The organism is Eubacteriaceae bacterium ES3 (assembly GCA_030586155.1).
Lineage (GTDB): Bacteria > Bacillota > Clostridia > Eubacteriales > Eubacteriaceae > Acetobacterium.
Map to the genome: position 1 here is coordinate 2,758,285 of CP130741.1, position 25,948 is coordinate 2,784,232.

The 25,948-nt window shown below is 40.1% G+C and carries 28 protein-coding genes; 1 reads left to right on the forward strand and 27 read right to left on the reverse strand.

What is annotated here, in order from left to right:
- Positions 1-17: 17 nt before the first annotated feature.
- The 7 genes from acsD to Q5O24_12795 form a co-directional block, all read right to left on the reverse strand.
- On the reverse strand, positions 18-953 hold the full coding sequence (gene acsD, locus Q5O24_12765; GenBank protein WKY47221.1) for an acetyl-CoA decarbonylase/synthase complex subunit delta: 936 nt from the start codon (positions 951-953) through the stop codon (positions 18-20).
- A gap of 199 nt (positions 954-1,152) precedes the next feature.
- Positions 1,153-1,785 (reverse strand): DUF3786 domain-containing protein, encoded by a 633-nt coding sequence (locus Q5O24_12770; GenBank protein ID WKY47222.1) that lies wholly within the window; start codon positions 1,783-1,785, stop codon positions 1,153-1,155.
- Between the two features lie 2 nt (positions 1,786-1,787).
- Positions 1,788-2,432, reverse strand: a complete 645-nt coding sequence (locus tag Q5O24_12775) for a DUF3786 domain-containing protein (protein ID WKY47223.1) — start codon at positions 2,430-2,432, stop codon at positions 1,788-1,790.
- A gap of 10 nt (positions 2,433-2,442) precedes the next feature.
- Entirely contained in the window at positions 2,443-4,368 is a 1,926-nt protein-coding gene (gene acsV / locus Q5O24_12780; GenBank protein ID WKY47224.1) for a corrinoid activation/regeneration protein AcsV, read from the reverse strand.
- Positions 4,369-4,437: 69 nt separating this feature from the next.
- Complete coding sequence (locus tag Q5O24_12785) at positions 4,438-5,217, reverse strand: AAA family ATPase (protein ID WKY47225.1); 780 nt, start codon at positions 5,215-5,217, stop codon at positions 4,438-4,440.
- Between the two features lie 456 nt (positions 5,218-5,673).
- Positions 5,674-7,224: a hydroxylamine reductase gene (gene hcp / locus Q5O24_12790; GenBank protein ID WKY49257.1), complete on the reverse strand. Its 1,551-nt coding sequence runs from the start codon at positions 7,222-7,224 to the stop codon at positions 5,674-5,676.
- 99 nt (positions 7,225-7,323) lie between these two features.
- Positions 7,324-8,079 carry a 4Fe-4S binding protein gene (locus Q5O24_12795; protein WKY47226.1) on the reverse strand — a complete coding sequence of 252 codons (756 nt, stop codon included), beginning with the start codon at positions 8,077-8,079 and terminating at the stop codon, positions 7,324-7,326.
- A gap of 87 nt (positions 8,080-8,166) precedes the next feature.
- Between Q5O24_12795 and Q5O24_12800 the strand changes: the two genes are divergently transcribed.
- A complete protein-coding gene (locus Q5O24_12800; protein ID WKY47227.1) occupies positions 8,167-8,823 on the forward strand; it encodes a Crp/Fnr family transcriptional regulator in 657 nt (218 codons plus the stop codon).
- Positions 8,824-8,873: 50 nt separating this feature from the next.
- Here the strand turns inward: Q5O24_12800 and msrB are convergent, their stop codons facing one another.
- From msrB to Q5O24_12900, 20 genes are all read right to left on the reverse strand, one after another.
- Positions 8,874-9,314: a peptide-methionine (R)-S-oxide reductase MsrB gene (gene msrB, locus Q5O24_12805; protein WKY47228.1), complete on the reverse strand. Its 441-nt coding sequence runs from the start codon at positions 9,312-9,314 to the stop codon at positions 8,874-8,876.
- 189 nt (positions 9,315-9,503) lie between these two features.
- The gene (locus Q5O24_12810) at positions 9,504-11,567 is read right to left on the reverse strand and encodes a thioredoxin domain-containing protein (GenBank protein WKY47229.1); all 2,064 of its coding nucleotides are present in this window, start codon (positions 11,565-11,567) and stop codon (positions 9,504-9,506) included.
- A 9-nt stretch (positions 11,568-11,576) separates the two neighbouring features.
- On the reverse strand, positions 11,577-13,262 hold the full coding sequence (locus tag Q5O24_12815) for a hypothetical protein (GenBank protein WKY47230.1): 1,686 nt from the start codon (positions 13,260-13,262) through the stop codon (positions 11,577-11,579).
- A complete protein-coding gene (locus tag Q5O24_12820; protein WKY47231.1) occupies positions 13,259-13,984 on the reverse strand; it encodes an ABC transporter ATP-binding protein in 726 nt (241 codons plus the stop codon). The genes Q5O24_12815 and Q5O24_12820 overlap by 4 nt, the downstream gene beginning before the upstream one ends.
- Before the next feature lie 115 nt (positions 13,985-14,099).
- Positions 14,100-14,735: an ABC-2 transporter permease gene (locus tag Q5O24_12825; protein WKY47232.1), complete on the reverse strand. Its 636-nt coding sequence runs from the start codon at positions 14,733-14,735 to the stop codon at positions 14,100-14,102.
- A complete protein-coding gene (locus tag Q5O24_12830) occupies positions 14,732-15,592 on the reverse strand; it encodes an ABC transporter ATP-binding protein (GenBank protein WKY47233.1) in 861 nt (286 codons plus the stop codon). The genes Q5O24_12825 and Q5O24_12830 overlap by 4 nt, the downstream gene beginning before the upstream one ends.
- A gap of 1 nt (position 15,593) precedes the next feature.
- Positions 15,594-15,968, reverse strand: coding sequence for a GntR family transcriptional regulator (locus Q5O24_12835; GenBank protein WKY49258.1), 375 nt, complete (start codon positions 15,966-15,968; stop codon positions 15,594-15,596).
- Between the two features lie 159 nt (positions 15,969-16,127).
- Complete coding sequence (locus Q5O24_12840) at positions 16,128-16,802, reverse strand: SprT family zinc-dependent metalloprotease (protein WKY47234.1); 675 nt, start codon at positions 16,800-16,802, stop codon at positions 16,128-16,130.
- Positions 16,799-17,221, reverse strand: coding sequence for a hypothetical protein (locus tag Q5O24_12845; protein ID WKY47235.1), 423 nt, complete (start codon positions 17,219-17,221; stop codon positions 16,799-16,801). The genes Q5O24_12840 and Q5O24_12845 overlap by 4 nt, the downstream gene beginning before the upstream one ends.
- 22 nt (positions 17,222-17,243) lie before the next feature.
- Positions 17,244-18,467 carry a U32 family peptidase gene (locus Q5O24_12850; protein ID WKY49259.1) on the reverse strand — a complete coding sequence of 408 codons (1,224 nt, stop codon included), beginning with the start codon at positions 18,465-18,467 and terminating at the stop codon, positions 17,244-17,246.
- Positions 18,468-18,569: 102 nt separating this feature from the next.
- The gene (locus tag Q5O24_12855; GenBank protein WKY47236.1) at positions 18,570-19,214 is read right to left on the reverse strand and encodes an O-methyltransferase; all 645 of its coding nucleotides are present in this window, start codon (positions 19,212-19,214) and stop codon (positions 18,570-18,572) included.
- Between the two features lie 18 nt (positions 19,215-19,232).
- The gene (gene mltG / locus Q5O24_12860; protein WKY47237.1) at positions 19,233-20,342 is read right to left on the reverse strand and encodes an endolytic transglycosylase MltG; all 1,110 of its coding nucleotides are present in this window, start codon (positions 20,340-20,342) and stop codon (positions 19,233-19,235) included.
- A gap of 166 nt (positions 20,343-20,508) precedes the next feature.
- Positions 20,509-20,844, reverse strand: coding sequence for a YlbF family regulator (locus Q5O24_12865; GenBank protein WKY47238.1), 336 nt, complete (start codon positions 20,842-20,844; stop codon positions 20,509-20,511).
- A 23-nt stretch (positions 20,845-20,867) separates the two neighbouring features.
- Positions 20,868-22,562 (reverse strand): ribonuclease J, encoded by a 1,695-nt coding sequence (locus Q5O24_12870; GenBank protein ID WKY49260.1) that lies wholly within the window; start codon positions 22,560-22,562, stop codon positions 20,868-20,870.
- A 34-nt stretch (positions 22,563-22,596) separates the two neighbouring features.
- Positions 22,597-23,052 (reverse strand): Fur family transcriptional regulator, encoded by a 456-nt coding sequence (locus Q5O24_12875; GenBank protein ID WKY47239.1) that lies wholly within the window; start codon positions 23,050-23,052, stop codon positions 22,597-22,599.
- Between the two features lie 18 nt (positions 23,053-23,070).
- Positions 23,071-23,751: a DNA/RNA nuclease SfsA gene (gene sfsA / locus Q5O24_12880; protein WKY47240.1), complete on the reverse strand. Its 681-nt coding sequence runs from the start codon at positions 23,749-23,751 to the stop codon at positions 23,071-23,073.
- On the reverse strand, positions 23,738-23,989 hold the full coding sequence (locus Q5O24_12885; protein WKY47241.1) for a DUF1292 domain-containing protein: 252 nt from the start codon (positions 23,987-23,989) through the stop codon (positions 23,738-23,740). The genes sfsA and Q5O24_12885 overlap by 14 nt, the downstream gene beginning before the upstream one ends.
- 108 nt (positions 23,990-24,097) lie before the next feature.
- Positions 24,098-24,514, reverse strand: a complete 417-nt coding sequence (gene ruvX, locus Q5O24_12890; protein WKY47242.1) for a Holliday junction resolvase RuvX — start codon at positions 24,512-24,514, stop codon at positions 24,098-24,100.
- A 9-nt stretch (positions 24,515-24,523) separates the two neighbouring features.
- Positions 24,524-25,468, reverse strand: coding sequence for an aldo/keto reductase (locus Q5O24_12895; protein WKY47243.1), 945 nt, complete (start codon positions 25,466-25,468; stop codon positions 24,524-24,526).
- Positions 25,469-25,585: 117 nt separating this feature from the next.
- Positions 25,586-25,855, reverse strand: a complete 270-nt coding sequence (locus Q5O24_12900; GenBank protein WKY47244.1) for an IreB family regulatory phosphoprotein — start codon at positions 25,853-25,855, stop codon at positions 25,586-25,588.
- Positions 25,856-25,948: the final 93 nt, after the last annotated feature.

Sequence of the window (25,948 nt, forward strand, 5' to 3'; positions counted from 1 at the left end):
GAATTCGCCTCCCTTTCTTAACCGACTAATCCGGCAACCATTGCTTTAATGGTTTTTACTGATTCCGGATGTCTAACAATAACAGCATTGGATCCACCAACTACAACTGATGCAGCAGTCGATACTTCCATACCAATTCCACGTGCTTCCAAAGAACCCCATTCTGGAACTTCTTCTTCAATAACTACGGCTTCTTTAACGCCCCATGAGCTACTAGAAACATCAGTCATAATTGGCATCTGTAATGTGTCATCGTTTTGGCCAAGAGCGGCTAAGCGAATTCGGTCCATGGTTGAAGCAACATATTCAAAACCGTATCCTACGGCAGCTGTTCCAACATCCATGATAATATCCTGTCCTCTAACTCCCAATTGAGTTAATAAAATATTTAATTGTTTAGCTAAGTTGATATCTACTGAAGATTCAGCTCCGACTTTTTGGCCGTAAGCCATTCCACCTGCAGCACCAACAGTTTTGTAACTATCTTCTACAGCTGAGAAAAGAACAACATTTTTACCTTCTAAAGCTTTAGCTACTTCTTCCAGTAATTTAGCGTCTTTTTCAGCATTATTACATCCCTGAACAACTAATGGTACATCGATTGCAGCTTCTACAGCTACAGCAGTTGCAACACAGTTTTCAACAGAATTGTCTGCGCCGTTTGGATCAGCACTAGCTAAATTAACTAGCAGAAAATCAGCGCCTGATTTTTCTACAGCTGCTTTTGCGAATGCTGCAGCATCTTTCATGGCATCTCCATAGATGTCAGTGAAACATGGTGCCCATTCATCAGTGGTATCTGTGATTGCAATCCCCACTGCTGGCTTAAATCCTTCACTACCTAAAAATGGTAATGATTTTTCTCCACCGATGCTAACGGCTGCATCTCCAGCACCCATTTCGCATACGTTGATCTTGCCATTAAACTTTTGTTCTACCTTTTTGTATGGCATTTCTTCGTTACCTCCTAACCGGTTACCTTTTTTCAAAATATTTTATTTTAAAGCTTTACACTTCAAAACCATAGGAATTTTTTTATATGCAAACGAACCGCGATTCACCTGTATATATAAGTATACACAAATTGTACTATACTGGTTAAAAGTTTGTCAATTGATTTTCGCAATTTCTCAAAAATTTATCAGTCCATTTTTAAGCCTGGGTAAAGGTTTTCATTTTCAACATCAAAACATCACCTAAAACCGCCAAATCTTTAATTGTAAAGATCTCGATAAGATTAGAATCAAAGAGAATCTGGCCCTCTGCTTCAAACTCATCATCCCCATACCAGAGAATAAAAGCCATTTCAACACCGGGCATCACTTTCAGTGAAAAGGAAATATCTCCCTTGTCCATCGACTGGGTCTCCATCTCGTTGATAAAGCTATCTAAAGCCTGAGGATATTCTGATCCAATTAAAGCAAAAATCTTTATACTTCGTGCATAAAAGTTCGCGTAGTACAAGGGACCATCGGGAAATTCTTTATAACTTTTAAAGTTCCCTGTAGGACCCGTCCCATTAGCATTCATCAGATAGCGCAGAATAATCATCTTTACCGAATAATTTAAAACTTCACTACCATCTTCAAAAACAATCTGACCCTCAGGATATTTTACCTGATACCGTTCACCCAACACTTCTATAGTAAAACACTGATTTTCAGGATCATAAGCAATCCCTGAATTATTTGCCATAATATGAGGGGCATAATTTTTAAAGACCGCCTGATTCACCTCATAACCTTGTTCTGAGAAATGAGGGTCAATATCTGGTATTTTTTTCATGGTTACTTACTCAGACCCTTTAAAATCGGAATAAAAATATCACCCATCACCGCCATATCTTCGGCTGAAAAAGCAGATTCAAAGTTTTTGTCAAAAAGAATCTGAGCAGCTGGCGGAAATTCATCGTCTCCCAGCCATAATATCACGGTCATAAACATATCATTTATAAATTCGAATCTGAAGGATAAATCCCCCTTATCCAGGGTTTGGGCCCCAATAGCCGTCATGGCTCTTTTAAGGCCGTCAGGATTATAATTAAAAGTGAAGGCAAAACGTTTCAGACAACGACCTTCAAAACAGGCATAATAGGCATTTCCTCCCGACATATCCCGATAAACCATATCCTGACCAGTTGATTTAATGCCTTTAGCATTCATCAGAAAGCGCAGAATCATCGTTTTTAACTTATAATTATCAAATTCCTGTCCTGAATGGTCTTTAACATCGCCATCCGGAAAGGAAACCAAATAGTCTGATCCCATTACCCGTACGGTGAAAACTTTTTTTTCTGTGTCAAAGGAACAGGCACTTAATTTTTCGATCTCCTGGGGATTAAAATCCTTTAACAGTGATTTGTAATGCTCATAAGGTAATTTATCTTTTCTTTGTTCTTCAATAGCGGTTTCGTCCCGCAAGTTTGCTTCCATTTTTTCTCCTTTATTCCTGCAGCGAGGGAAACAGATTCAAGTTGGTATGAGGGATAAAGCAGGCTGATACAAATTCGTCCATATAGGTGGGATAGACACTTAATTCCATGTATGTCATATTATTGGAAATTTCGCGAATCGTATCTTTGCCTTCGGTTAAAGTGAGTGCCAGATAGCATCCCTGCATGGAAGAATTTCCAATATAATAGTATTTTTCCACCGGGATATCTGGAAGCATCCCCAAGGCAATAGCATTTTTGATGTCCAGATTAGTTCCAATCCCACCCGCAACATAAACATTTTCCAAGACATCAATTGACATATCCAGACTTTCCATCAAGGTATAGATTGCTGAAAAAACCGCACCTTTTGCCTTAACAAAAGAGTCAATATCTACTTCTGTAATATAAACATCTTTAGACCCATTATCTAATTCTTTTGAATACAGAAAATATTGACCGATTCCATATTCATCAAACTGAATCCGCGGATGATTGAGTTCTTTATTCATCCGGCCTTTACCATCAATAATACCAGTCCGTTTCATTTCGCATATCAAGTCGATGATTCCCGAACCGCAAATCCCCACTGGACTATGCTGTCCAATTGTATTATAGAAGGGTCTTAAATCTTCGTCATTTATTTTGACCTCTTCAATAGCTCCCGGAACGGCTCTGGTTCCGCAGCTGATTTCCCCGCCTTCAAAGGCCGGTCCTGCCGAACAGGCACAGGTCATCATAAAATCCTTATTACCAAAAACAATTTCGCCGTTGGTTCCCAGATCCACCAACATCGTAAAATCCTCACGCATCCAGACCGGAACGGCAAAAACACCTGCTGTGATGTCTCCCCCAACATAAGAAGCTACTGAAGGGGCCAAATATATTTTACCTTCTGGATTAACCTCAATACCGATTTCTCTGCATTTCATTTCCGGAATATCGTTGATGGCAGGAATAAAGGGTTCACGACGCAAATAATCCGGATTAATTCCTAAAAGCAGATGATTCATCGTGGTATTTCCTGCTGCACACACTTCATAGATATCTTCTCTGTCAATTCCAACGGTTTTAACCATCTTCCCAATCAAAGCATTAATGGTTTCATCAACAATAGCCTTGCGTAAGTTTTCAAGTCCGCCAGGTTTAACCGAATAAACAATACGGTTAATAACGTCCGCACCAAACTTGACCTGAGCATTTCCCATTGACGCCTTGGCTACAATTTCGTTATTATCCATGTTAACCAGACAAGCTGATACAGAGGTCGTTCCTATATCCAAGGCTACACCGTAAAGTGGTGTTTTTATACTGTCAAGAGGTTTTACATCAAGTATTTCAGCAATTTCCCGGCGTTTTAAATAAACCACTTCAATTTTAAAGTCATTAGCCCGAAACACATCCGGAAGTTTTCTCAACACATCCAGACTGATAATAATATCCTCATAACCAAGTTGATGTTTAAAATAAAACTTCAGTCGGTCTTCATCAGCCTGACTGTCTTCGATTGTTGGCTCCCCAAGTTCAATTTCTTGAGACCAAAGTCGACTGGCATTTGTCATACCCATTTTAAGCATTTTATTACGGACATATTTGATATTTTTATTTTCATTCTGAGAAAGATCTGTAATCTGCATTTCGTTTACAAATGACGAGGCCAGATCAGGCACATCCACCACAATATCTTCAATGATTTTTGAATTACATGCCAGAACAAATCCTGCTGCCATTTCATCTTCCGAAATGTGCCGACTTTTGGTGGTCTCCACCGCCCCCCTGATAATTTGTACTTTACATTTTCCACAAGTTACATTTCCGCTGCATGGCGAATCAATCATCACACCGGCTCTACGCGCCGCCTCCAAAAGATTCTCATGATCACGGGCAATCAGTTCGATGGTCCTTTTTCCCTTGACCATGAATCTTACTTTCTGCATAAATGCCTCCCCCTTTCCAATCACATAAAAAACGGCAAGGGTTTTATGCCTTGCCGCCCCTTTAAAAAACTATTTATTCTTAATGATTTCCAGTTTGTCTACAATTTCGCGAAGTGCCTTTTTCGAAGGTGCTTCAACCGGTAAGTCCACTAACGGTTTTCCATAAGCGTCATATTCAAAGACATTCTGATCCAGTGGTACAACACCAATTAAATCCAGCCCCTGCTTTTCAACTTCTTCCGCTGTACCTTCATTTAAGACGCCATCAGGAGCCCGGTTAATAATCAATTTAATAGTTGGCACCTTCAGCTTCAGTTCATCTACCAGGTCACGGATTCGACCAACTGCCTGAACACCTCGGCGAGAACAATCACTGACCAAAATCAGCATATCAATTTTTCCCAGCGTTCCTCGGCTTAAATGTTCCATTCCCGCTTCATTATCAACTATAATGTAGTTATAATTTTTTCCCAGAGAATCAAGCTGGGTCTTTAAAATTCCGTTTACATAACAGTAGCAACCAGCTCCCTGACTACGACCCATTACTAACAGATCATAACCATTCCCTTCAGCCACTGCCTGGTTTAAACGAAATTTTAGAAAATCTGTTTTAGTCATCCCTGATGGTAATGGCACACCGTCCATTTCTGCATGGTTGACTTCTTCTTTAATTTCACCGATGGACAGTTCAATTTCTTCACCAAGAACCTCATTAAGATTCGCATTGGCATCAGCATCCACCGCTAGAATCGGGCCTAAACCCGCTTCCACTAGATATTCAATTAACATACCGGTTAAACTGGTTTTACCAACGCCACCTTTTCCGGCAATTGCAATGTTATAAGACATAATTTTTTCCCCCTGTAACGTTTATTTCACACAATATACTTCTACATAACACGTTACACCTGAACTCTAACTTGTATATATAAGTATCGACAGGCATATCATAACATACTCTTTTTCAATTTTCAATAGGACAATATAGACTGCGTTTTTTTTACATAAAAAGAAAACTTTTAATTCAACGATTCCGTTTTTATGCTTATGTTGTTAATCTTTTGTCATTTAATTTTACCAATACTCATTTTTAAAAACCGCTTTTAACTGTTATTAAAGAGGAAACTCTAGTTTCCTATATTTTCATCGTCTTTTGACTTCTGAATACAACTCTATAAAAAAACCGACTCCTCCACAATGGCAAGGACTCGGTTTCAAAATTGTATTTCTTAGAACAAACTATTGATTTTTACGGTCTTGAAAACACTCAAAATTCGGAATCTGTCACATTACTTCCTTAACATATTATTTACTCAATAATTTTTTAAGATCTTCTTCTGCCGTTGTGATCGGTCCGATTTGATAGTTTTCAACCAGTACATTTAAAACATTCGGCGATACAAATGCCGGAAGTGTTGGTCCCAGTAAAATATTTTTTATTCCCAGCGACAAGAGTGTTAATAAAATACAGACCGCCTTCTGTTCATACCAGGACAATACAAGACTTAAAGGCAGTTCATTAACATCACACTGGAAGGCATCGGCCAAAGCAACTGCGACTTTTATAGCCGAATAAGCATCATTGCACTGCCCCATATCCATCAGTCTGGGAAGTCCCCCAATGGTGCCCAGATCCAGATCATTGAATCGATACTTTCCGCAAGCCAGGGTTAAGACGACTGTATCCTCCGGCGTTTTTTCAACAAATTCTGTATAGTAGTTACGACCTGTTTTAGCACCATCACATCCGCCGACCAGGAAGAAGTGTTTAATATCACCGGCTTTAACGGCTTCTATCACTTTATCAGCAACCCCTAATACCGTTCCATGACCAAAGCCAGTCATCACCTTATGACCACCATTGATTCCGGTCAAATGCTTATCTTCATCATACCCACCCAGTTCCAGAGCTTTTTCAATAACCGCGCTAAAGTCTTTATCTTTGCCAATATGAACCATTTCCGGATACTGGACCAAATCGGTGGTAAAGATCCGATCAGCATATGATTCTTTTACCGGCATAATACAGTTAGTGGTGAAAAGAACTGGAGCCGGCACATTAGCAAATTCTTTCTGCTGATTCTGCCAGGCAGTCCCAAAATTTCCTTTAAGATGAGGATATTTTTTTAATTCCGGATAGGCGTGGCAAGGAAGCATTTCTCCATGAGTATAGATGTTAATGCCTTTTCCTTCTGTCTGTTCTAAAAGCAGCTTCAGGTCTCTTAAGTCATGACCGGTAATGATAATAAAAGGTCCCTTTTCGATGGTTAAGGTTACTTCTGTTGGAACCGGTGTTCCATAAGTTTCGGTATTAGCTTTATCCAGCAGTTCCATACAGGTTAAATTAACGGTTCCCGTTTCTAAAACGATCGGCAACAGTTCGTCCATACCCATATCTGATCCCACAGCGGCTAAAGCTTTATAGAAAAAGCTGTCAACCGAAGCATCGTGGTAGCCTAAAATCGCAGCATGATGGGCGTAGGCAGCCATCCCTTTAACCCCTAGTAGAATCAGGGTTTTCAAAGATCTGATATCTTCATTTTCCGCCCAAAGGCTTCCCATATTGTAATCCTCAATCGATGGATCCAGTTCATTTTTCATTTTATCAACACAGTCAACCATAATTTTAATACTATTATCATCAAAATTGACGTTAGTAACCGTTGTAAACAGCGCCTTCTTAATGCAGGCATCGGTTGCTTCTGTAGCTCCATTTTTTATCACAGCTTTGGAAAGTCCAATCGCTGCCCCAATTAATTCATCCTGCAAACCAGCTGTCGGCGCCGCTTTTCCGCAAACCCCCGCAACCTCACAAGCAGATCCTTTTGCCGTCTGTTCACATTGGAAACAAAACATATCTTTCATTTTACTTCTACCTCTCTTTTCTATCTTATTATCCCTTAGGGATTATAGACTTAAATTATTTGCACCCTATTCTATAAGCAATTATTTTGTTCAGATGTCTTCCAATATTTTGCCATCGGTTGAAATGGTATGAACCTGCCAGGGAATCATTTTTCCAGAATTTTTCAAGGCGGTCGTGACGGCATTCACAATTCCAGAACAGCAGGGTACTTCCATCCGCACCACCGTCACGCTTTTGATATCATTAAGTCGGATAATTTCCGTCAGTTTGTCGGCATAGTCCACCGCGTCCAACTTAGGACAGCCCACCAGAGTCACTTTGTTTTTAATAAACTTGTTATGAAAATCTCCGTAAGCATAGGCCGTACAGTCAGCTGCAATCAGAAGGTGGGCCCCATTAAAATAGGGGGCGTTGACTGGTGCCAGTTTGATCTGAACCGGCCATTGCCGAAGCTGGGAGTCTGGTCCTTGCTGACTCTTTACCTGAACCTCAGCTTCTTCTCTGACAATTGCCTTTGAAGAAGACCCCGGACATCCGCACGGCAATTTGTCTTCTGTTTTTTCGATAACCTTTGCCTGGCTGCTCGGACATCCAGAAACCTGTTTTTTTAACGCCATATTCTTTTTCACTGCCTCTTCGTCATAGGCTGCTGCTTCCCGTTCTACAAACGTGATCGCCCCAGTCGGGCAGGCCGGCAAACAGTCCCCCAGACCATCACAATAATCATCTCTTAAAAGCTTGGCCACTCCATCAACCATTCCAATTGCACCTTCATGGCAGGCATCTGCACATAAACCACATCCATTACATTTTTCTTCATCTATTGATATTATCTTACGAATCATCTATTTGTCCTCCACTTGATTTTATAGTCTTATCATACTATAATTAAACCCAAAAATATGTTGCATATGCAACAAGGAGCAAAAAAAATGCAAAAATATACTGAACTCTTAAAAAACGTAAAACTTTTCAGCGGTATCGACAATGATTTGCCGGCCATGCTTGATTGTCTGGGCTCGCAGGAAAAGTGTTATCATAAAGGCGATCTTATTTTCGTTTCCGGACAAGCGATCAATTCAGTAGGGATCGTGCTGCAGGGGGAACTTCAGGTGATACAGGAAGATTATAACGGCAACCGGACCATTCTGACCGAACTAAGATCTACCCAAATTTTCGGTGAAGCCCTGGCTTGTGCCGGCATCCTGGAAAGCCCTGTTTCGGTGCTTTCAAAAACGGACTCAAAAATATTGTTTATAAGCGTGAGCAGGATTATCAACACCTGTTCCTCCAGTTGCAGCTTTCATAATCGTCTGATTGAAAACCTGCTAAAAATTCTGGCCCGCAAAAACATCCAGTTAAGCGATAAAAATCAGCTTCTTTCCCATCGCAGTATCCGGGAAAAGGTTCTATCCTACTTATCCATGCAGGCCGAAAAAAACAGCAGCTCAGATTTTAACATTCCTTTTAACCGAAATGAACTGGCAGATTTTCTTTGTGTTGACCGCAGTGCGCTCTCTCGGGTTTTGTCTGCGCTTGCAAAAGAAGGCGTAGTTTCTGTCTCAGGACGGCATTTTACATTACATTAAAACTGAAAAAGATCTGATTATGAACTCAAAAGTCCACAATCAGATCTTTTTTAAAACTTATTCTTAAATTCTTCATATCCTTCAGCTTCCAGCTCTTCATAAGGGATAAAGCGAAGGGCTGCACTGTTGATACAATACCGCAAGCCGCCTGCCTCCACTGGCCCATCATCAAAGACGTGGCCCAAATGGGCATCTCCAACCTTACTTCTAACTTCTGTTCGCCGCATACCAAAAGAAGTATCAAATTTTTCGGCAATCAGATCATCCTCGATTGGTTTTGAAAAACTGGGCCATCCGCATCCAGAATCAAACTTATCTGTCGATATAAAGAGCGGTTGGCCAGTTGTGATATCCACATAAATACCTTTTCTCTTTTCATCAAAGTATTCGTTTTTGAAGGGTGGTTCAGTTTGATTTTCCTGGGTCACAGCATACTGTTCTTTGGTTAAGGTCTTTGCCAGCTGGCTTTTTTCTTTTTTATAGTATTTCATCTCTTCCTCCATAACATGACCAATTTTAGTCACTCGCAATTTAAACGGGCCGGATACAGATAAAAACATTCATAACCTAAGTTTTAGAAAAAACACAAATCTCCAAAATATGAGAATCATCGTCTTAATCTAAACCTTTTAACAAAACAGATTCTCTATTTATTAAAGCATGCCAAGGTTAATGATATCTTAATCATGCTTATTAAGAATTTCTTTTAAACCAGAAAGATCATTAACCGGAGGCTTGCAGCCAGTCACATCGCAAACATAGGCTGTGGTTTTGTCATCAACCCGCTTAAAGCTTTTTAAAACCGGATTAATACTGGCAAAATCCTGTTCACTTTTATTGAGGAGTACAAATGCCAGCGGCAAATAGTGACTATTGATTTCCTTAATCATCTCCTGGGTTAAGGGATCATTTAAATCTCCGGTCATGACAATTTCCTGTTTACCAAAGTCCATCAGCATTTTTCCTGTCAGCATCATGGTATATACCATCGGGGCTTCGTTTATTTTACCGGCAAAGTAAGTCAGCATACTGTCAGCTTTCTCCAGATAATCCCGGCGATTCCCTATTTTCCCCAGTTTAATAAGTAAAAACAGTGTAATGGCATTGCCTGAAGGCATTACATTATCAATAATTTCCTTAGGTCTGGCAATCAGGCGTTCACCATCTCGTCCATAAATATAAAAACCCTTACTCCCCTCTTCATCGCCGAAGTTATCCATGATTTCTTCCATTTTCACAAACGCTTTTTCCAGAAAGCGGGTATCAAATGTCGCCTGATATAGTTCCACGTAAGCCCAAGTCACATAGGCATAGTCATCTAAATATGCAGGATAGCGGGCTTCGCCTTTGCGATAACGGGCCATCAGTTTGCCATAATCATCGGTTATTCGTTTTTCAATAAAGTGCATGGTCGCTTTAGCATAGCCGATATACGTTTCATTATCAAAGATCCGTCCTGCCATCGACAAGGCAGTCACTGTCAAAGCATTCCAGGCCGTCAGAATCTTGTCGTCTTTATCCGGCTTCACCCGTTTATTTCTCTGTTCATAAAGGCTCTTTAGAATTCCGTCCAACCGCTCTTTAATGCCTGGCTTTTCAAGGCTCCTCAGGTCAGTGGAAATCAAATTCAAGATGTTTAAGCCCTGAAAGTTTCCAATCCGATCCATGGGATAGTATCTAAATAAGAAAGATGCATCCTCAGGCGACAGAATCTTTTCGATTTTTTGCTTGGACCAAAGATAAAACTTACCTTCGATCCCTTCCGAATCAGCATCTTCAGCCGAATAAAAGCCCCCCTCCAAAGATTTCAAATCCCTGATCAGGTATTTGATCACCTTGTCAGCAATTTCTCGGTAAAGACTTTTTCCCGTAATCTGATAACATTCGGTATAAACCATAATCATCAGTGCATTATCGTAAAGCATTTTTTCGAAATGCGGGACCAACCATTTGGAATCCGTTGAATAGCGGGAAAAGCCATAACCCACATGATCGAAGATTCCACCTTTATACATCTGCTCAAGCGTTTTTTCAACCATTGTCAGGGCTTCCTTTTCTCGGGTCACCCGATAAAAACGCATCAGAAATAAAAGCACATGAGGGGAGGGAAATTTCGGCGCCTTGTTAAAACCACCATAGTCCGGATCAAAGTTTTCCCGATAATAGTTATAGGCATCCCGCATCGCTGTATCGCTCATTTCAGTCCGCTTGTGCGTGGTTTCCATTTCGTTTAGAAGTCTGGTAATACGCTGGGCCGAGTTGGTCAGTTCCGAACGCTTATCCTCCCATTGTGAAGCAATCCCCCTCAGAACATCCAGAAGACCCATCTTACCATTCCGGGAATATTTGGGAAAATAAGTCCCTGAATAAAAGGGCTTCTGGTCCGATGTCAGAAATACATTTAGGGGCCATCCTCCCTGGCCACGACTCATCTGCGCAAATGTCATATAGATCTGATCGATATCCGGTCGCTCCTCACGATCTACCTTAATACAGATAAAATATCGATTTAAAACCGCTGCCACTTCCTGATCTTCAAAGCTTTCTTTTTCCATCACATGACACCAGTGACAGGTAGAATAACCAATTGAAAGAAATATCGGCTTGCTCTCATGTTTGGCTTTGGCAAAAGCCTCTTCCGACCAGGGGTGCCAGTTTACCGGATTATAGGCATGCTGCAACAGATAGGGGCTTTTCTCAAAGATCAGCAGATTATGTTTTTTGTCAGAATTTATATTTTCCAAGTCTTCCTCCTAGTTATCAAATTGAATCAGCTTTCTTTCCAGCTGTCGGTTTAAAAGCAGATACATAAGTACCGAAATCGCTGAATTAAGGATAAAATAAAGCAAATAACCCAGCCATGAATTTGTCAAAGAGCCTGCCAGCAGCGACAAGCCAATCACAATCGCCATATAAAGCATCCCGACAAATAATGTAATCAGAACATTCATATTATTCTTAACGGCCTTCTGGGGGTTATCCCAGTCGATCAGCGGTCGGCTGACATCAATAAACAGCCCGAGAAATAGAATGGGCACACTCCCAACCAGACCAAGAAGCAGGGCCAGAATGATAGTTTCAACCTTCAGGGGCAGAATATAACAGACCACAGCAACCGTAAATACCATACCCAGTCCCTGAATCAGCAAAGCCGATAGCGTTCTGCCAATAATCTGTTCTCTAGCCGAAACAGGTATCACCCGGGTTGTCCAGGAAGCCCTTCCTTCTCGGGAAAAGGAAGTCGCGGTAGTCGCTGAAGTCGCTCCAAAAAAGATGAAAATCCCAATCAAAATGTAGGTCGCAATAAAAGGCATCTCATTGTAAAAATTTTGCAACTCGGCTAGATCACTCTGATTCAGTCCACTAAAGGTTAAGCCCAACAAGAGGCAAATTGGAACTATCACCACAACACTTACATTGTTAAAAAGAAATATCGGTGTTCGTAACATATTTTGCATATCCATGAAAAATATCGCCAACGCCTTCGAACGATTTTTATGTATCTTTTTTTGACGTTGCTCTTCTGACAGGACCTTAGATTTTTGGGTAATTGTCCCTGAAACCAGACTGCTTAGATAAAAGCGCTTACCCACCTGTACCAGAATAAAAAGTGATACCCCTGCAAGCAAAAGAAGCAAAACAATCCAAACCACGGACATTGGCGTAATAGCATTAAGTCCCCAGGCGACGAGAAAACTTGCCGGCACCAAATAGGCAATCTGATTTAAGAGCATTTGACTGTTTGCCAGCATTGTATTTAAAATTTCCTGGATATCACCATCCGACGAAGTACTCAGCTGACTGGAGAAATAAAATTGCAGGCCCAAAATCGCTGCCACAAAAAAAATGGAAAAGAGCATCTGAATAACATCCTGCCGCCCCTTAATCGATGAACCTTTCATAATCAGCATGAAAAGTGCTGTCAGCAGAGCCAGTGGCATAATCGGCAAGGCAATAATCACTGGCAGGCAAAGCAGTGCATACAGAAGCCCCATTCCCTGAGCAATTCCGTAGATCACCAATACCGGCAGATATGCGATTAGGGTAAAAATATATTCCGATGCCAGTATAGCTGTAAACTTCCCCAGTATCAGCTTCTCCGGAGACAATGGGAGGGGAATAAGCTCTTCGATGTTTTTAGAAAAATAGAATTCCGATAGAACCTGCATAATCCCAAAAATGATAATCAGCATTGTGGTCATGACAAAGCCAAACACCAGAAAAGCTGAGGTCTGCCCCACATAAGAAAGACCGGCATAAAAAGCTCCCATAAAGGAGATATACATTAAATAGGATGGAAATAAGGCGACCAAAAGGACAACCATTAAGCCCAGCTGTTTGAAAAAAGCTTTTTGATTGTGATTCTTATTATATAAAAATTGCGAAATCCCCCAGGATTCATTAATAAATAATTTGGCTAATCCGATTAATTCCTTCATGATTCCGTCAACTCCAGAAAAATTTCTTCGAGGGATTCCTGGCTGCCGGCTTTATTCTGCAACTCTTCCATAGACCCAACTTCAATGATTCGACCACCTTTTATTATAGCAATCCGGTCGCACAGTTTTTCAGCAACCTCCAGTACATGGGTTGAGAAAAAAACCGATTTTCCCTGATCACAACGCTCTCTCATAATTCGTTTCAGTTCAAAGGATGATTTAGGATCCAGTCCTACCATCGGTTCGTCCAGAATAAATAGTTCGGGATCATGTAAAAGCGCTCCCACCAATGCCAGTTTCTGCTTCATCCCATGAGAGAACGAGCCGATCGGATCATTAATCGCTTTTTTGATTTCAAACAGTTCAGTGTATTCTTCAAAAACCTGCTCTCGCTGACCGGCTGACACTTCATAAACATCAGCCATAAATTTCAGATATTCAATCGCTTTGATTTTATCAAAAAGTACTGGCGTATCGGGTACATAACTAAACTGTTTCTTAGCTTTGAGCACCTCAGCCTGGTTATCAATTCCATTAATGGTAATCTTTCCGGTGTCCGGTTTTAAAAGCCCGACAATCATCTTAATGGTCGTGGTTTTCCCCGCCCCATTAGGTCCCATAAAACCAAAAATTTCTCCCGGTTTTACTTCCAGGCTGATATGATCAACCGCTTTTATTTTTTTATCCCCATAGGCTTTGGATAGATTTTCTATTTTTAGCATCGTCGTCTCCTGACCTTTACTTTAGACTTAATTCTAACACAAAGAAACAGGGATTAAAATGCCTGAGCGATTAAACCCTGTTTAAAAATGTACAATCCTAATAATTATTGCCGTTCTAAAAATCTCTACTTTCATAGAGGCTAACTGAAATTTTAAGGGAAGTAAACACATATATCACTGTTAAAATGCTGCAACCACTCATCACCATAAAAGGGTGTTGCAAATACCCTGCTAAAGCCTTAATTGTTTCAGGTGGAATTAATATAGTTGCCACAAGTATTAAACCGCTAAAAATTCCTGCTACCAGTAATATCATTGTTCTGGCTTTTTCGGTTCCGAAGCGATAAATTAGCGGTAACATGGTTGAGCCAAAAATCAGGGCAATCATAAATACATTTACCATTACAAATAGCATCTCCAACAAATCAAAAAATCCCATCAGCGCTCCGACCACACCAATTAACAGAGCCGTTACTCCACCGATGACAACTAAACACAAGAGTAACAGATATTTTGCATAAACCACTTCTTTTCTGTTCACAGGCATAGTCAACGCATATCCATCCCATTTTGCCAGATCATCCAGGCTAAGGGTTGTAATCACTAAAGTTGACATCATTACCATCAATAATCCAAAAATACTGTAGTTGCCATCCGGTATAAAAATAACAGCCCAGATTAAAGCAATCAGACAGTAGATTTTAAACGTTGGTTTTAAATTAATAAAATCCTTGTAGAGTAACCCGTTCACGCTGCTTCCCCCTTGATAAAAAACACCATCATTTCTTCGATTGTTGCCGGGTCAATGATTACATCCGGATAAAGATTTTTCATTTCAACCCGGTTTTTCACCAGTACCTCATAACCAAACTGATTTTTCCGATAACGATGGTAATCCAGGTAATTGAGGCTTTCAAACTGACTACTTCCACATTTTAAGATTCCCATAGAGGCTAACAAGGTTTCTTTTTCTTCCTGAAATAAAACTTTTCCCCTATGCATAAAGACGATATAATCAGCAATTTTGTCCAAATCACTGGTAATATGAGAAGACATTAGGACTGCTTTTTCTTCGTCCTGAATGAACTCCTGAAATACATCCATCATCTCTTCCCGCGCAACAGGATCCAGTCCGCTGGTGGCTTCGTCGAGAATCAGAATTTTGGGATTGTGAGCCAAAGCCACCGCAATTTGCAGCTTCATTTTCATTCCTTTTGAATATTCTTTAACTGCTTTATCTCTTGGCAGTTTAAATTTATCAAGCATTTTAAAAAAGTTCTCATTCTCCCAATTCACATAGATATTTCGCATTATCCTGCTGATATCTTTCGCTCTGAGTGCGTCATGAAAACAGGGCGCATCCAGCACTACACCAATATCGTTTTTGAGACTCTCAGAATTTTTATCCAAATTCTGGTCATAGAAAGATATTGATCCACTATCTCTTTTTACCAGGTCCAGTACGGCTTTTAGGGTCGTTGTTTTCCCCGCTCCGTTTTCACCAATTAAACCAACGATACTGCCTTGGGGAACAGAAAAGCTGATATCATCCAATTTAAAATCCAAATAACTTTTGTTTAACTTCTCGATCTTTAATGCATATTCCATTTTACTCTCCTTCATACAGAATTTTCATCATTTCTAATAGTTCCGGCAAATCGATTTTACTGATCTTTGACAGTTCAACAGCCTTGATAAGGCAGTTTTCGACCTGTTTTAGCTGTTCTTCTCTGAGAAAGGTCATATTCTGGGCAGCTACAAAACTCCCTTTTCCAGTGACCGTTTCAATAAATCCATCCCGCTCCAGATCCGAATAAGCTCTTTTAGTGGTAATCACACTAATCCTAAGTTCCTTTGCTAAAAGCCGCATACTGGGAAGCATCTCCCCCGGACTTAAATCTCCACTCATAATTTTTCCTTTGATTTGACTAGCAATCTGTTCATAAATTGGTTTTTCGCTAGCATTACTGATCACAATTTCCAATTCATCACCCCATATCAGCATATTGTATATATACTATATATACAATATGCTCTTTTGTCAAGATTTTTCGCAATAAAAAAACATCTTCAGCGATAAAATTCCACAATCGCGAAAATGTCCTTTATACGTTTTAATCCTATATATTCAAACTGATACTTCTTATTCCCAATTCTGATCTGCAAGCAAAGTTTGTAAACATTTGAGCTTTTCTTTTGCTCCAAGATAGTCGGGACAGTATCCCTCTACAATCTCCCAAAACTCTGTTGAATGATTCATCTGGATCAAGTGCGCTAGTTCATGTACTACTACATAATCGATGGCTGATTCCTCTGCCATAATCAGATACCAGGAGAAATTAAGATTACCAGACGATGAACAGGAGCCCCAACGGGTTCGCGCTTTATTGATTTTCAATTTGAGGGGAAAAACACCCATTTTCTGGCCATAATCAACGGTCTTTTTAATCAATAAATTTCTTGCCAGATCCCGATACAAAGACACCATACCTTTTTTTAACTGGTCTTTCGTAAATTCTTCATCAGCATAAAAGCCTTTTCCATTAAAACCAAAGTCAGATTGTTTGACAGGTATCAAAGGATAGTAATCGCCAAGCATTAAATATTTTTCTCCAAAGGCTACCTGAAAAGCGTCTTTTCTCTGTTGACTCTGACGCATCTGCTGTATACGCGATTCAACCCAGGCCTGATGTTTTCTGACAAAATTTTCGATCTGGTCAGTTGCCATACGCTTAGGTGCTCGAACTTCCAACTCACAGGATTCTGTTATTTTTAAACTAATGGTTTTTCTTTTGCTCCGAACTAAATTGTAATTCATCGTCTTGTAAAAAGTTCTTTTTCAATCGCTTCTACACCCTGCAATAATTCCGCAATCGAAGAAAACCAGTTTTTAATCATATGACGCATCAAACCGACCTGCTCTGCTTTAGCTTTTAGTCCAAATATGGGAATTTGCGAACCATATGCCGTTCCTATTTCAGCCCAGGCATCACAACCTGAAGGACCGATATAAATCAGCAGGTCTGCAGATTTTACCGATGACACACAAAAGTCAAAAACCCGCAGCCCTTCATCAGATTCGATAAAGTGAGTCAGTTCTTTCTGGGATAGAAAGGCTTCTTCCGGTCGACCTTCACGTATCCATGATAAAACCTTGTGCGATCTTTCTTCCAGCAAATCTGTAAGCATCTCCACTGCGTGTTGGTGTTTCCAGGATGCAGCTATATAAATTCTCATAATTCCCCCTTGAGCCTATACCTTAATCTTTTTTTCTCAGAATGTCCATTGGTGATACCGACTGATCCATTTTCATCTGATAGATCATCTTAGGATGAGGTGTCGACTCCAGTTCATTGCCGGTTTCGTCAAGCAGATAATTTGCTGTTTGGACAAAGTAACCTTTTCCCGGAATCATCACTTCAATTTCATCACCAGCGACAATTTTATTTCGCTGCTGGATCGTTGCCATTTGGCTCTTTTCATTATATGATAATATCACCCCGATAAAATCATAGGGCCGGGTGTAAGAACTAGTCCCGTAGTTCTGATCCGATGCATCTGTTTTTCCATGAAAGAAACCGGTAGTATAATTCCGATGACTAACTTTTGTCAGCTCCTGATAATAAAAAGAATCGACCTCACTTATTTGAGGATTTTCAAACAAATCATCAATAACTTTTCGATAGGTTGAAACCACTGTCGCCACATAATAAAGACTTTTCATTCGTCCTTCAATTTTAAAGCTATCCACACCTGCCCGCATAAGCATCGGAATCTCATTGATCAGGCAAAGATCTTTTGAATTGAAAATAAAAGAGCCTTTATCTGTTTCCTCAATGGTAAAGGTTTCATTAGGTCTGGTTTCCTCAATCAAATGGTATTTCCACCGGCAAGGATGGGCACAATCACCCTGATTGGAATTTCTACCAGTCATATAATGACTTAAAAGACATCGTCCCGAATAGGAAATACACATAGCTCCATGAACAAAAGTTTCGATTTCCATATCAGCTGATACTTTATCTCTTATTTCTTTAATTTCCGCGATTCCCAGTTCTCGAGCCAGAACAATACGTTTTGCCCCTAAGCCATGCCAAAACGCAACACTTCGCCAGTTAGTATTATTGGCCTGTGTGCTTACAGAAATTTTTAATTCCGGCGCCACTTCTCTGACTACCGAAAAAATGCCGGGATCAGCTACAATCACGCCGTCCACAGCCATATTATCCAGTTCTTTTACATATTCGGGTAGTCCAATCAGATCCTCATTATGAGGAATCATGTTTAAAGTCACATAAATTTTTTTATCCTTTGCATGAACATAAGAAACCGCTTCCCTCAATCCTTCAAGGTCAAAATTATCGGCCTTGGCCCGTAGGCCAAACTGTTCTCCACCGCAATAAACGGCATCTGCCCCGTAGTGAAGGGCAAATTTTAGTTTCTCAAAATTTCCGGCAGGTGCCAGTAACTCAGGTTTTTTCATCATTTTCTCTTTCCAGTTTAAATCAAAAGCTCAAATTATATTCTTACAGCATGTCAATTTACCCTAAATATCAACGAAAGCTTTAAGCCTCTTTCAGATAAATTATTTTTTATAACTCACTGCCAGACCATCACCGAGTGGTAAAATCGAAGTCAGCAGTTCAGGATGGTTAGAAATCTCTTTTAAATAACGCCGCATCCTTTTGACGATTGTGATTTTTCTCCTGATCACCAGTTCATTGCTGGCAATCATCCCTTTAAACAAAACGTTATCTGAAACAATCAGACCCCCTGGTTTTAATAATCTCAGACAATCAGGCAGCAAATGGATATAATGCCCTTTTGCTCCATCCAGAAATATCATATCATAAGGCTCTGAAAGCTCCTTAATCACTTCCTGGGCGTCGCCAACCAGCAGATTAACCCGCTCATTAAGTCCCATCCGGCGAAAATTCTCTTTGGCTTCAACTACCATGCTAAAACTACGCTCGATGGTGTCAACGCTTCCTGCTTCGCCCATAAAATGGGCAAAAGCTGAGGCTGAATAACCGACCGCAGTTCCAATTTCCAGTATTCTTTGAACTTTTGTTGCCGTAATCAGCAATTCTATATGCTTTTCCACTTCCGAATGGATAATGGGAATATTATTTTCCTCTGCAGTTCGTCTTAACGCTGCCAGTCTTTCGTTTCCTGCTGGCAGCAATTCCCTTAGATAATTTTCTATATAATCCTTAACAATTTCATTCACATTTATGCCTTCTTTTCTTTATTCGCCGGCAGTATAATCACTTAAATAAGTTTCAACATCAGCCAGATGTTCATCATAAGTCTCGTTAAAAATAATCTTGCCAGTATCCAGATCAGCCACGAAATAGAGATAATTCGTATCGTCCGGATAAAGTGCTGCTTGCAGTGAAGATTCACCGAAGGATGCGATCGGACCAAAAGGCAACCCCAGATTTATATAGGTATTATATGGTGACTCAATCTGTGTCTGCTCGGTTGTTAATACCGTTGTTTTTTCACCTCTGGCATAATCGACTGTTATGTCTGACTGCAGCGGCATATCCGCGGCAATCCGATTATAAAATACGCTGGCAACAGAAGCTCTGTCCTCATCGTATTTTGACTCCATTTCAACTAGCGAAGCCATGATAACAATCTCATCCACTGTTTTTCCCATTTTGTCAGTCTGTTCCAGGTAATCCTCCGAGTAAACTTCCTCAAATCGCTCTAACATCGCCATTACTACATCTTCCGCTGTTGCATCAGGTGTTAAAAGGTAAGTATCCGGAAATAAATAACCTTCCAGGGAGCGGCTGACACCATCCTTTTCTTCCAAAGATATCCCATCAAGAATCGGATAAATAGCCTGATACTCAGCGACCTTTTGGGTCTCAGCAATGAAATCCTCCTGGGAGCATATTCCCGCCGATTCCAGGATTACCGCCATTTCAGAAATATTTCGGCCTTCCGGGATTGTTATCGTCGTATTGTAAACATCCCCTGTCATTAACATATCGACGATGTCTTCTACTGACAGTTCCGGGCTAATCTCATAGTGGCCGGATTGAAGGTAACTTGCTGCATTTTCCCGACGCACATAATATTCAAAAGCGAAGGTATCCTTAATCAGTCCGTCCGATTTTAAAAGGGTTGCGATTTCGGTAACAGTATATCCTGGTGGAATCTCAACCTGAACGATATCTCCGGCACCTACTGGCTCCAAATTCTTTTTAATAAAAAAGGAAAAACTGAAGACCACCGTTGTACAAAGAAGCAAAAAAACGAATAGAATGATGACCACCCTTCGCTGATTGACCTTCTTTCTTTTCTCTGCTCTGATTGCAGCAGGACTCTTCTTTCTATTATCCATTTTTCACTTCCTTTCAAATTGATAGATCAAGATTTTTCCTAGACGCGTATTTATTCCATTTTTTCATTATACTACAAACCACTTCATTGATGTCTTAAAATCAGAAAAAGAGGCACCTCGAAAAGGTTTGCCCCTCTATTTCTACAATAAATTCAACTATTTAATTTCAGTCCAATTGCAATTCTACTGACTGAACAATCTGATCCGCAATTTCCTGATAATAAATCGAAAACTTCACCTGCGCCTCGAAATATGCCGCAATTAACGGGATTGTCATAATCATATCGGCTAAGTTATTATACTCATCTACCTGTTCCTGAGTCAGTTCTTCGCCTGACATTTGCAGAGACTGAATAGCCATCTGTTTCTCCATATAGTCTTTGGCCATGGCATACTTTTCCTGGTCTGCCATCAGTGCCTCTTTGGCCTTAATAAAATCCAGATAACTTTCGGTCTCTTTTAAAGCCGCTGCAAAATCATTGGCTGCATCAAAAATATTCATCCTGCGCTCCTTTTCTTACTGATTTACACTTCCATCAAAATTGGAAGGATCATCGGTTTTCTTTGGGTTTCTTTATATAAGTATTTAAACAATGAATCGCGAATGGCATTCTTAATCGAATTCCAGTCAACAATATTTTTTTCTTCACAGGCCAGTAAGGCTTTTTTCACTTCATCTCTGGCATTATTGATCAATTCTTCGGATTCTCGAACATAAACAAATCCTCTGGAAATGATATCAGGTCCTGAAACAGATTTTCCCTTATGCATGGTACAGACCACAATAAAGAGTCCATCTTCTGCCAAACGTTTTCGGTCATTTAAAACAATGTTGCCGATGTCGCCAACGCCAAGACCATCCACCAGAACAGGTTCCGCCTGGGTTTTACCCACCACTTTTACTGAACGTCGATCAACTTCCAGTATTGTTCCATTATCAATAATCTGAATATTTTTCTTATTCATCCCCACTGACTGTGCCAAATCACCATGCTGCATCAGCATTCGCGCTTCACCATGGACTGGTAAAAAGTTTTTTGGTTGAATCAATGTCAGCATCAATTTGAGTTCTTCTTTACGGGCATGTCCAGAAACATGAATTTCCGCAAATTTTCCATAAACTACATCAGAACCCAACTCAACCAGTTTATTGATAACCTCAGCTACCATTTTTTCATTACCGGGTACCGGCGTAGCTGAAATTATGACTGTATCTTCTTTTTTGATTGTCAGGTGACGATGTTCGCCCAAGGCCATTCTTCCCAAAGCTGCCATCGGCTCACCCTGGCTGCCGGTTGTAATAATCGCCAATTGACGGTCTTTATATTTACCGATATCTCGAAGCTCCACCAGGACATTTTCCGGTATATTTAAATAACCCAGATCTCTTGCCACTTCTGTAACATTTTCCATACTTCGGCCACAGATAACAACTTTTCGGTTATATTCCACTGCTGCATCTATAACCTGCTGAATTCGATGGACATTCGAGGCAAAAGTGGTCACAATAATTCTCCCCTTCGCCCCTCTAAAGAGGTTAAACAATGTAGGTCCTACGGTGCTTTCTGACTGCGTAAATCCTTCGCCTTCAACATTGGTGCTATCAGACATTAACAAATCCACACCCTGGGATCCGATTTTTGCAAATCGTTGTAAATCAATAATTTCTCCACCAATAGGGTGATAATCAATCTTAAAATCTCCCGTATGCAAAACAGTTGCTGCCGGACATTTAATACAAAGACCTACTGCGTCAGCAATACTGTGGTTGACACGAATGAACTCCACATTAAAAGCACCAATATCTGATTTTTCTGCCGGTTTAACAATAATTCTTTCGGTTTTTGTCAAAAGGCCATGCTCTTTTAGCTTTTTATCGATCAGCCCCATTGTAAACTTTGTCGCATAAATAGGAATATTCAATTTTTTAAGCAGATACACAAGGCCGCCAATATGATCTTCATGGCCGTGGGTAATAACAACCCCCTTTACCTTGTCCTGATTTTCCAGAATGTAATTAAAATCAGGCAGCACAATATCAATCCCAAACATATCATCATCCGGGAACTTGAGACCGCAATCAACCAGGATAATGTCGTCTTTGTACTCAAACACGGTGATATTCTTTCCAATTTCGCCAAGTCCCCCCAGTGGAATGACCCTCAATTTATCCTTATTTCTCTTCGTATAGGGTTTCCTTCGGGGTTTTCTCCCGCTTATCCGTTGCGTATCTGTCGTTATTAAGTTGTTGTTTTCAGTCAAATTTGACTCCTTTCATATTCTTATAACAATCACTGCAGTATCCGTACACTTTTAGCTCATGATTCATTATAATAAAATTTTTTTTCTCTTCAATTTCTTTTTCCAGAGTCTCCAGGTAATCGTCCTGCATTTCAATGACTTTCTTGCATTTTAGGCAAATCAAATGATGATGCCAATGCTTTTCCTCAAGCTCGCACAGTTCAAATCTGGCAAACCCGTCATCAAAATTCCTTCTGGTAATGATCCCCATTTCTTCCAATAGCTGCACCGTTCGATAAATGGTGGATACTCCTAGCTCTGGGCTTTCACGTTTTACTTCCTGATACAATTCGTCAATACTGAAATGGTCATTTCCCTTTGTTAGCAGAACTTTTATTGTTCTTCGCCGTTGAGGAGTTAATTTATACCCGCTTTTTCTAAGTATTTCTACAATCTGCTGATACTCCATCTCATTTACCTTAAGTGTTTAAACAAACTGAATCGGAAGCTCTTCTAAAATTTTTATGTTTATTCCATCAATATCACAGGAAAGAGAGCGGAGCTCCAATCCCAGACTATGACATTGACCCAATAAACGCGAAAATTCACTATCGGTTTCTACATTCGGTGAAAAAGCCTTTGCATCTGATCGCATTACAAAAAACAGGACGCCGGCCAAAAAACCGTTTTTATTGGCATCCATCAGCTCCAGTAAATGCTTGCTGCCTCTTTTTGTCGGTGCATCAGGAAATTTAGCAATTCCATCAACAACCAGATTTACGCTTTTCACTTCATAATAACATGGCTTTTCATTTTTCTGACAGAAAAAATCAAATCGGCTATTTTTATAAACCACTTCGCGCCGGACATCTGTAATATCTGTTCGCTCCTGCAGATAGTCTTCAGCCAAACTGTTGGCCAGCCCGGAATCGACACTCACCCAAATGCCGCGGTATGATACTGCCAGCAGGGTGTAATCAGTTTTTCGCTTAACTGAGGGATTATATGATAAGATAATCCCTGCCCCTGGAAGCAGAAGTTCACGCATTCGTCCGGTATTTGGTACGTGAACTTCATTGTTTTGCCCATCGATTAGCACTTCAGCCAGAAATCGATTAAGACGACTTATAAAAACACCTTCAACCAGTGGCTGATTACTCAGCTTCATCCTCTTCTTCCATTAACTGCTCGTAAGCTTCTTCAATCATTGCGAATTCTTCTTCACTTTCAACTGGCATCAGAACCTCACCATCTTCATCTTCGGTAATTACAAAAGGATAAACATCTTCACTTTCTTCATTTTCAGATAGAAGCACATAGGTTTTTCCTTCAAGGTCCATACTAACAACCATTTCAAATTCACGTTCTTCACCATTTTCATCAATTAATACTATTTTATCTTCCATATTCTCTCTCTCTTTATTTTATTACGCATCTGCGTTATTGTTCCTATAATTTGTTCTCGTTCTTGTGACAGCTAAGTTTAATTATACTCCTTTTAACTTAATCTACGCTTATTCCTTAACGCGCTCCATATAAGACTGTAAAATTAATTGTGCGGCTAAAGTATCAACATACTTTTTGCGATCTTTTCTCGAAACATTTCCTTCAATCAATACTTCTTCGGAACTAATAGAAGTCAATCGTTCATCCTCATAGATAATTTCCACACCCAGCCTTTTTTTTATAAACTGACAGAAATTCATTGTTTTTCTTGTCTGAGCAGACTCACTGCCATCCATGCTAACTGGCAAACCAGCCACTATGGTTTTAATATCATATCGGTCAATCAGTTCCTTAAACGCTAAAAGATCGTCATCCCGGGTTTTGCGCTTTAAGGTCATCACACCTTGAGCCGTAAACCAGAGCGGATCTGTTACCGCGATGCCAATGCGCTTATCACCCACATCGATACCTAAAACTCTTTTCATTTTTTTACCTTATATTACCTTAATACAAAAATCAGGACAATAGGCACTGCAATAACAGCAAAGCACACAGCGCTTTTTATCAATAATCGCTTGACTGTCAACCACTTGAATTGCCTTTTGACTGCAGTGGGCTGCACATTTGCCGCATCCTGTACACCAGTCACTGATCATCAGATGTTTCTCTCTGTTCTGGACCCGCGCTTCAAGGTCATTATCAATTATCTCATCATTAAATTTTCTGATATTATATAAAACTTCATCAACAGACTGGATCCCAATGGCAATCGCGTCAAGCGTTTCAAGTCCAAGAATATAGTCAAAACAGGCTTGTTTTTGAGCCAGAAGATTTCCTCCACCCAATGGTTTCATCCCATACAAACCCTTGTTTTTTTGACGGGCCAAAGCAATTGCTGATTCCATTTCCTCAACATTACCATCTTCAATTCCGATTCCGGTTAAATTGATCAGGGGATGAACCACTTCAATTTCGGGATACTTAAGTGTTGCCAGAACACCTTCAATTCGATGAGTCGATATTCCAATCGCTCTTACTGCACCTTTTTCCTTGTAGTAAAGCAATCGTTCTATGGCCTCCCAGTGCCCTTCAATCGTTTTAGCTGATTCCTGTTCATGAAGCATATAGATATCAACATAATCACGATTTAGTTCTTTTAATGCCCGGTTTAAGCTTTGATCCAGGCCTTCTTTAGTATAATCATAAGATTTTGTGGCAACCACCACATCTCTTTTAATGTCAATCGCCTGTTTAAGATGATCATAGTTATTATAAAGATCTGCCGTATCAAAAAAATAAACGCCATAATCCAGCGCTTTGGCAATGATCTCACGAGATTCCTGCAGACTTAAGTTTTTTTGCAGCGGTCCCAACGTCAAACTGCCAAAACACATTCGGGAAACCATAATACCGGTTTGTCCAAGCTGATTTTCTTTCATAGTTTACCTTAAATTTATAATCATGCTTTATACGCTTTTGTGCTCATTTATGCAAGTATCGCTCAAATTAGTTGTTAAAGAGAAAGGCTGCCTCGGTTGAGACAGCCTTCAAATATTTTACTGAATGCTGTTTAAATAACGTCTTACCAGCTCTTCCAGTAATTCATCCCGTTCTATTTTTTGTATTGCATTTCGCGCTTCTTTATGGCTTGTGATATAGGTCGGATCTCCTGACATGACATATCCTACAATTTGATTGACAGGATTATAACCTTTTTCCATTAAGGCTTCATGTACCTTACGCATGACGCTGTCAATTTTCTCAGATTTATCACTGTCGACTTCAAACATTATTGTCCCACGATCTATCATCGTATTTTCTCCCATCGTCGTCTGACCTCCTTCACAATCAACTGTACTTATTTTACATCATAGCCGTTAAAAATACAAGTTAAATGAGATAATTTTTGCCCTGAACAA

Coding starts and splice junctions, on each gene's coding strand:
- Q5O24_12895 (WKY47243.1), bottom strand. CDS start 25,468: ATGAAAGAAAATCAGCTTGGACAAACCGGTATTATGGTTTCCCGAATG.
- Q5O24_12770 (WKY47222.1), bottom strand. CDS start 1,785: ATGAAAAAAATACCAGATATTGACCCTCATTTCTCAGAACAAGGTTAT.
- Q5O24_12820 (WKY47231.1), bottom strand. CDS start 13,984: ATGCTAAAAATAGAAAATCTATCCAAAGCCTATGGGGATAAAAAAATA.
- acsV (WKY47224.1), bottom strand. CDS start 4,368: ATGCAGAAAGTAAGATTCATGGTCAAGGGAAAAAGGACCATCGAACTG.
- Q5O24_12865 (WKY47238.1), bottom strand. CDS start 20,844: ATGAATATTTTTGATGCAGCCAATGATTTTGCAGCGGCTTTAAAAGAG.
- Q5O24_12875 (WKY47239.1), bottom strand. CDS start 23,052: ATGGAGTATCAGCAGATTGTAGAAATACTTAGAAAAAGCGGGTATAAA.
- hcp (WKY49257.1), bottom strand. CDS start 7,224: ATGTTTTGTTTCCAATGTGAACAGACGGCAAAAGGATCTGCTTGTGAG.
- Q5O24_12775 (WKY47223.1), bottom strand. CDS start 2,432: ATGGAAGCAAACTTGCGGGACGAAACCGCTATTGAAGAACAAAGAAAA.
- Q5O24_12800 (WKY47227.1), top strand. CDS start 8,167: ATGCAAAAATATACTGAACTCTTAAAAAACGTAAAACTTTTCAGCGGT.
- Q5O24_12845 (WKY47235.1), bottom strand. CDS start 17,221: ATGAGAATTTATATAGCTGCATCCTGGAAACACCAACACGCAGTGGAG.
- Q5O24_12830 (WKY47233.1), bottom strand. CDS start 15,592: ATGGAATATGCATTAAAGATCGAGAAGTTAAACAAAAGTTATTTGGAT.
- Q5O24_12785 (WKY47225.1), bottom strand. CDS start 5,217: ATGTCTTATAACATTGCAATTGCCGGAAAAGGTGGCGTTGGTAAAACC.
- Q5O24_12815 (WKY47230.1), bottom strand. CDS start 13,262: ATGAAGGAATTAATCGGATTAGCCAAATTATTTATTAATGAATCCTGG.
- sfsA (WKY47240.1), bottom strand. CDS start 23,751: ATGAAGCTGAGTAATCAGCCACTGGTTGAAGGTGTTTTTATAAGTCGT.
- msrB (WKY47228.1), bottom strand. CDS start 9,314: ATGAAATACTATAAAAAAGAAAAAAGCCAGCTGGCAAAGACCTTAACC.
- Q5O24_12885 (WKY47241.1), bottom strand. CDS start 23,989: ATGGAAGATAAAATAGTATTAATTGATGAAAATGGTGAAGAACGTGAA.
- mltG (WKY47237.1), bottom strand. CDS start 20,342: ATGGATAATAGAAAGAAGAGTCCTGCTGCAATCAGAGCAGAGAAAAGA.
- Q5O24_12850 (WKY49259.1), bottom strand. CDS start 18,467: ATGAAAAAACCTGAGTTACTGGCACCTGCCGGAAATTTTGAGAAACTA.
- acsD (WKY47221.1), bottom strand. CDS start 953: ATGCCATACAAAAAGGTAGAACAAAAGTTTAATGGCAAGATCAACGTA.
- Q5O24_12840 (WKY47234.1), bottom strand. CDS start 16,802: ATGAATTACAATTTAGTTCGGAGCAAAAGAAAAACCATTAGTTTAAAA.
- ruvX (WKY47242.1), bottom strand. CDS start 24,514: ATGAAAAGAGTTTTAGGTATCGATGTGGGTGATAAGCGCATTGGCATC.
- Q5O24_12900 (WKY47244.1), bottom strand. CDS start 25,855: ATGGGAGAAAATACGATGATAGATCGTGGGACAATAATGTTTGAAGTC.
- Q5O24_12795 (WKY47226.1), bottom strand. CDS start 8,079: ATGATTCGTAAGATAATATCAATAGATGAAGAAAAATGTAATGGATGT.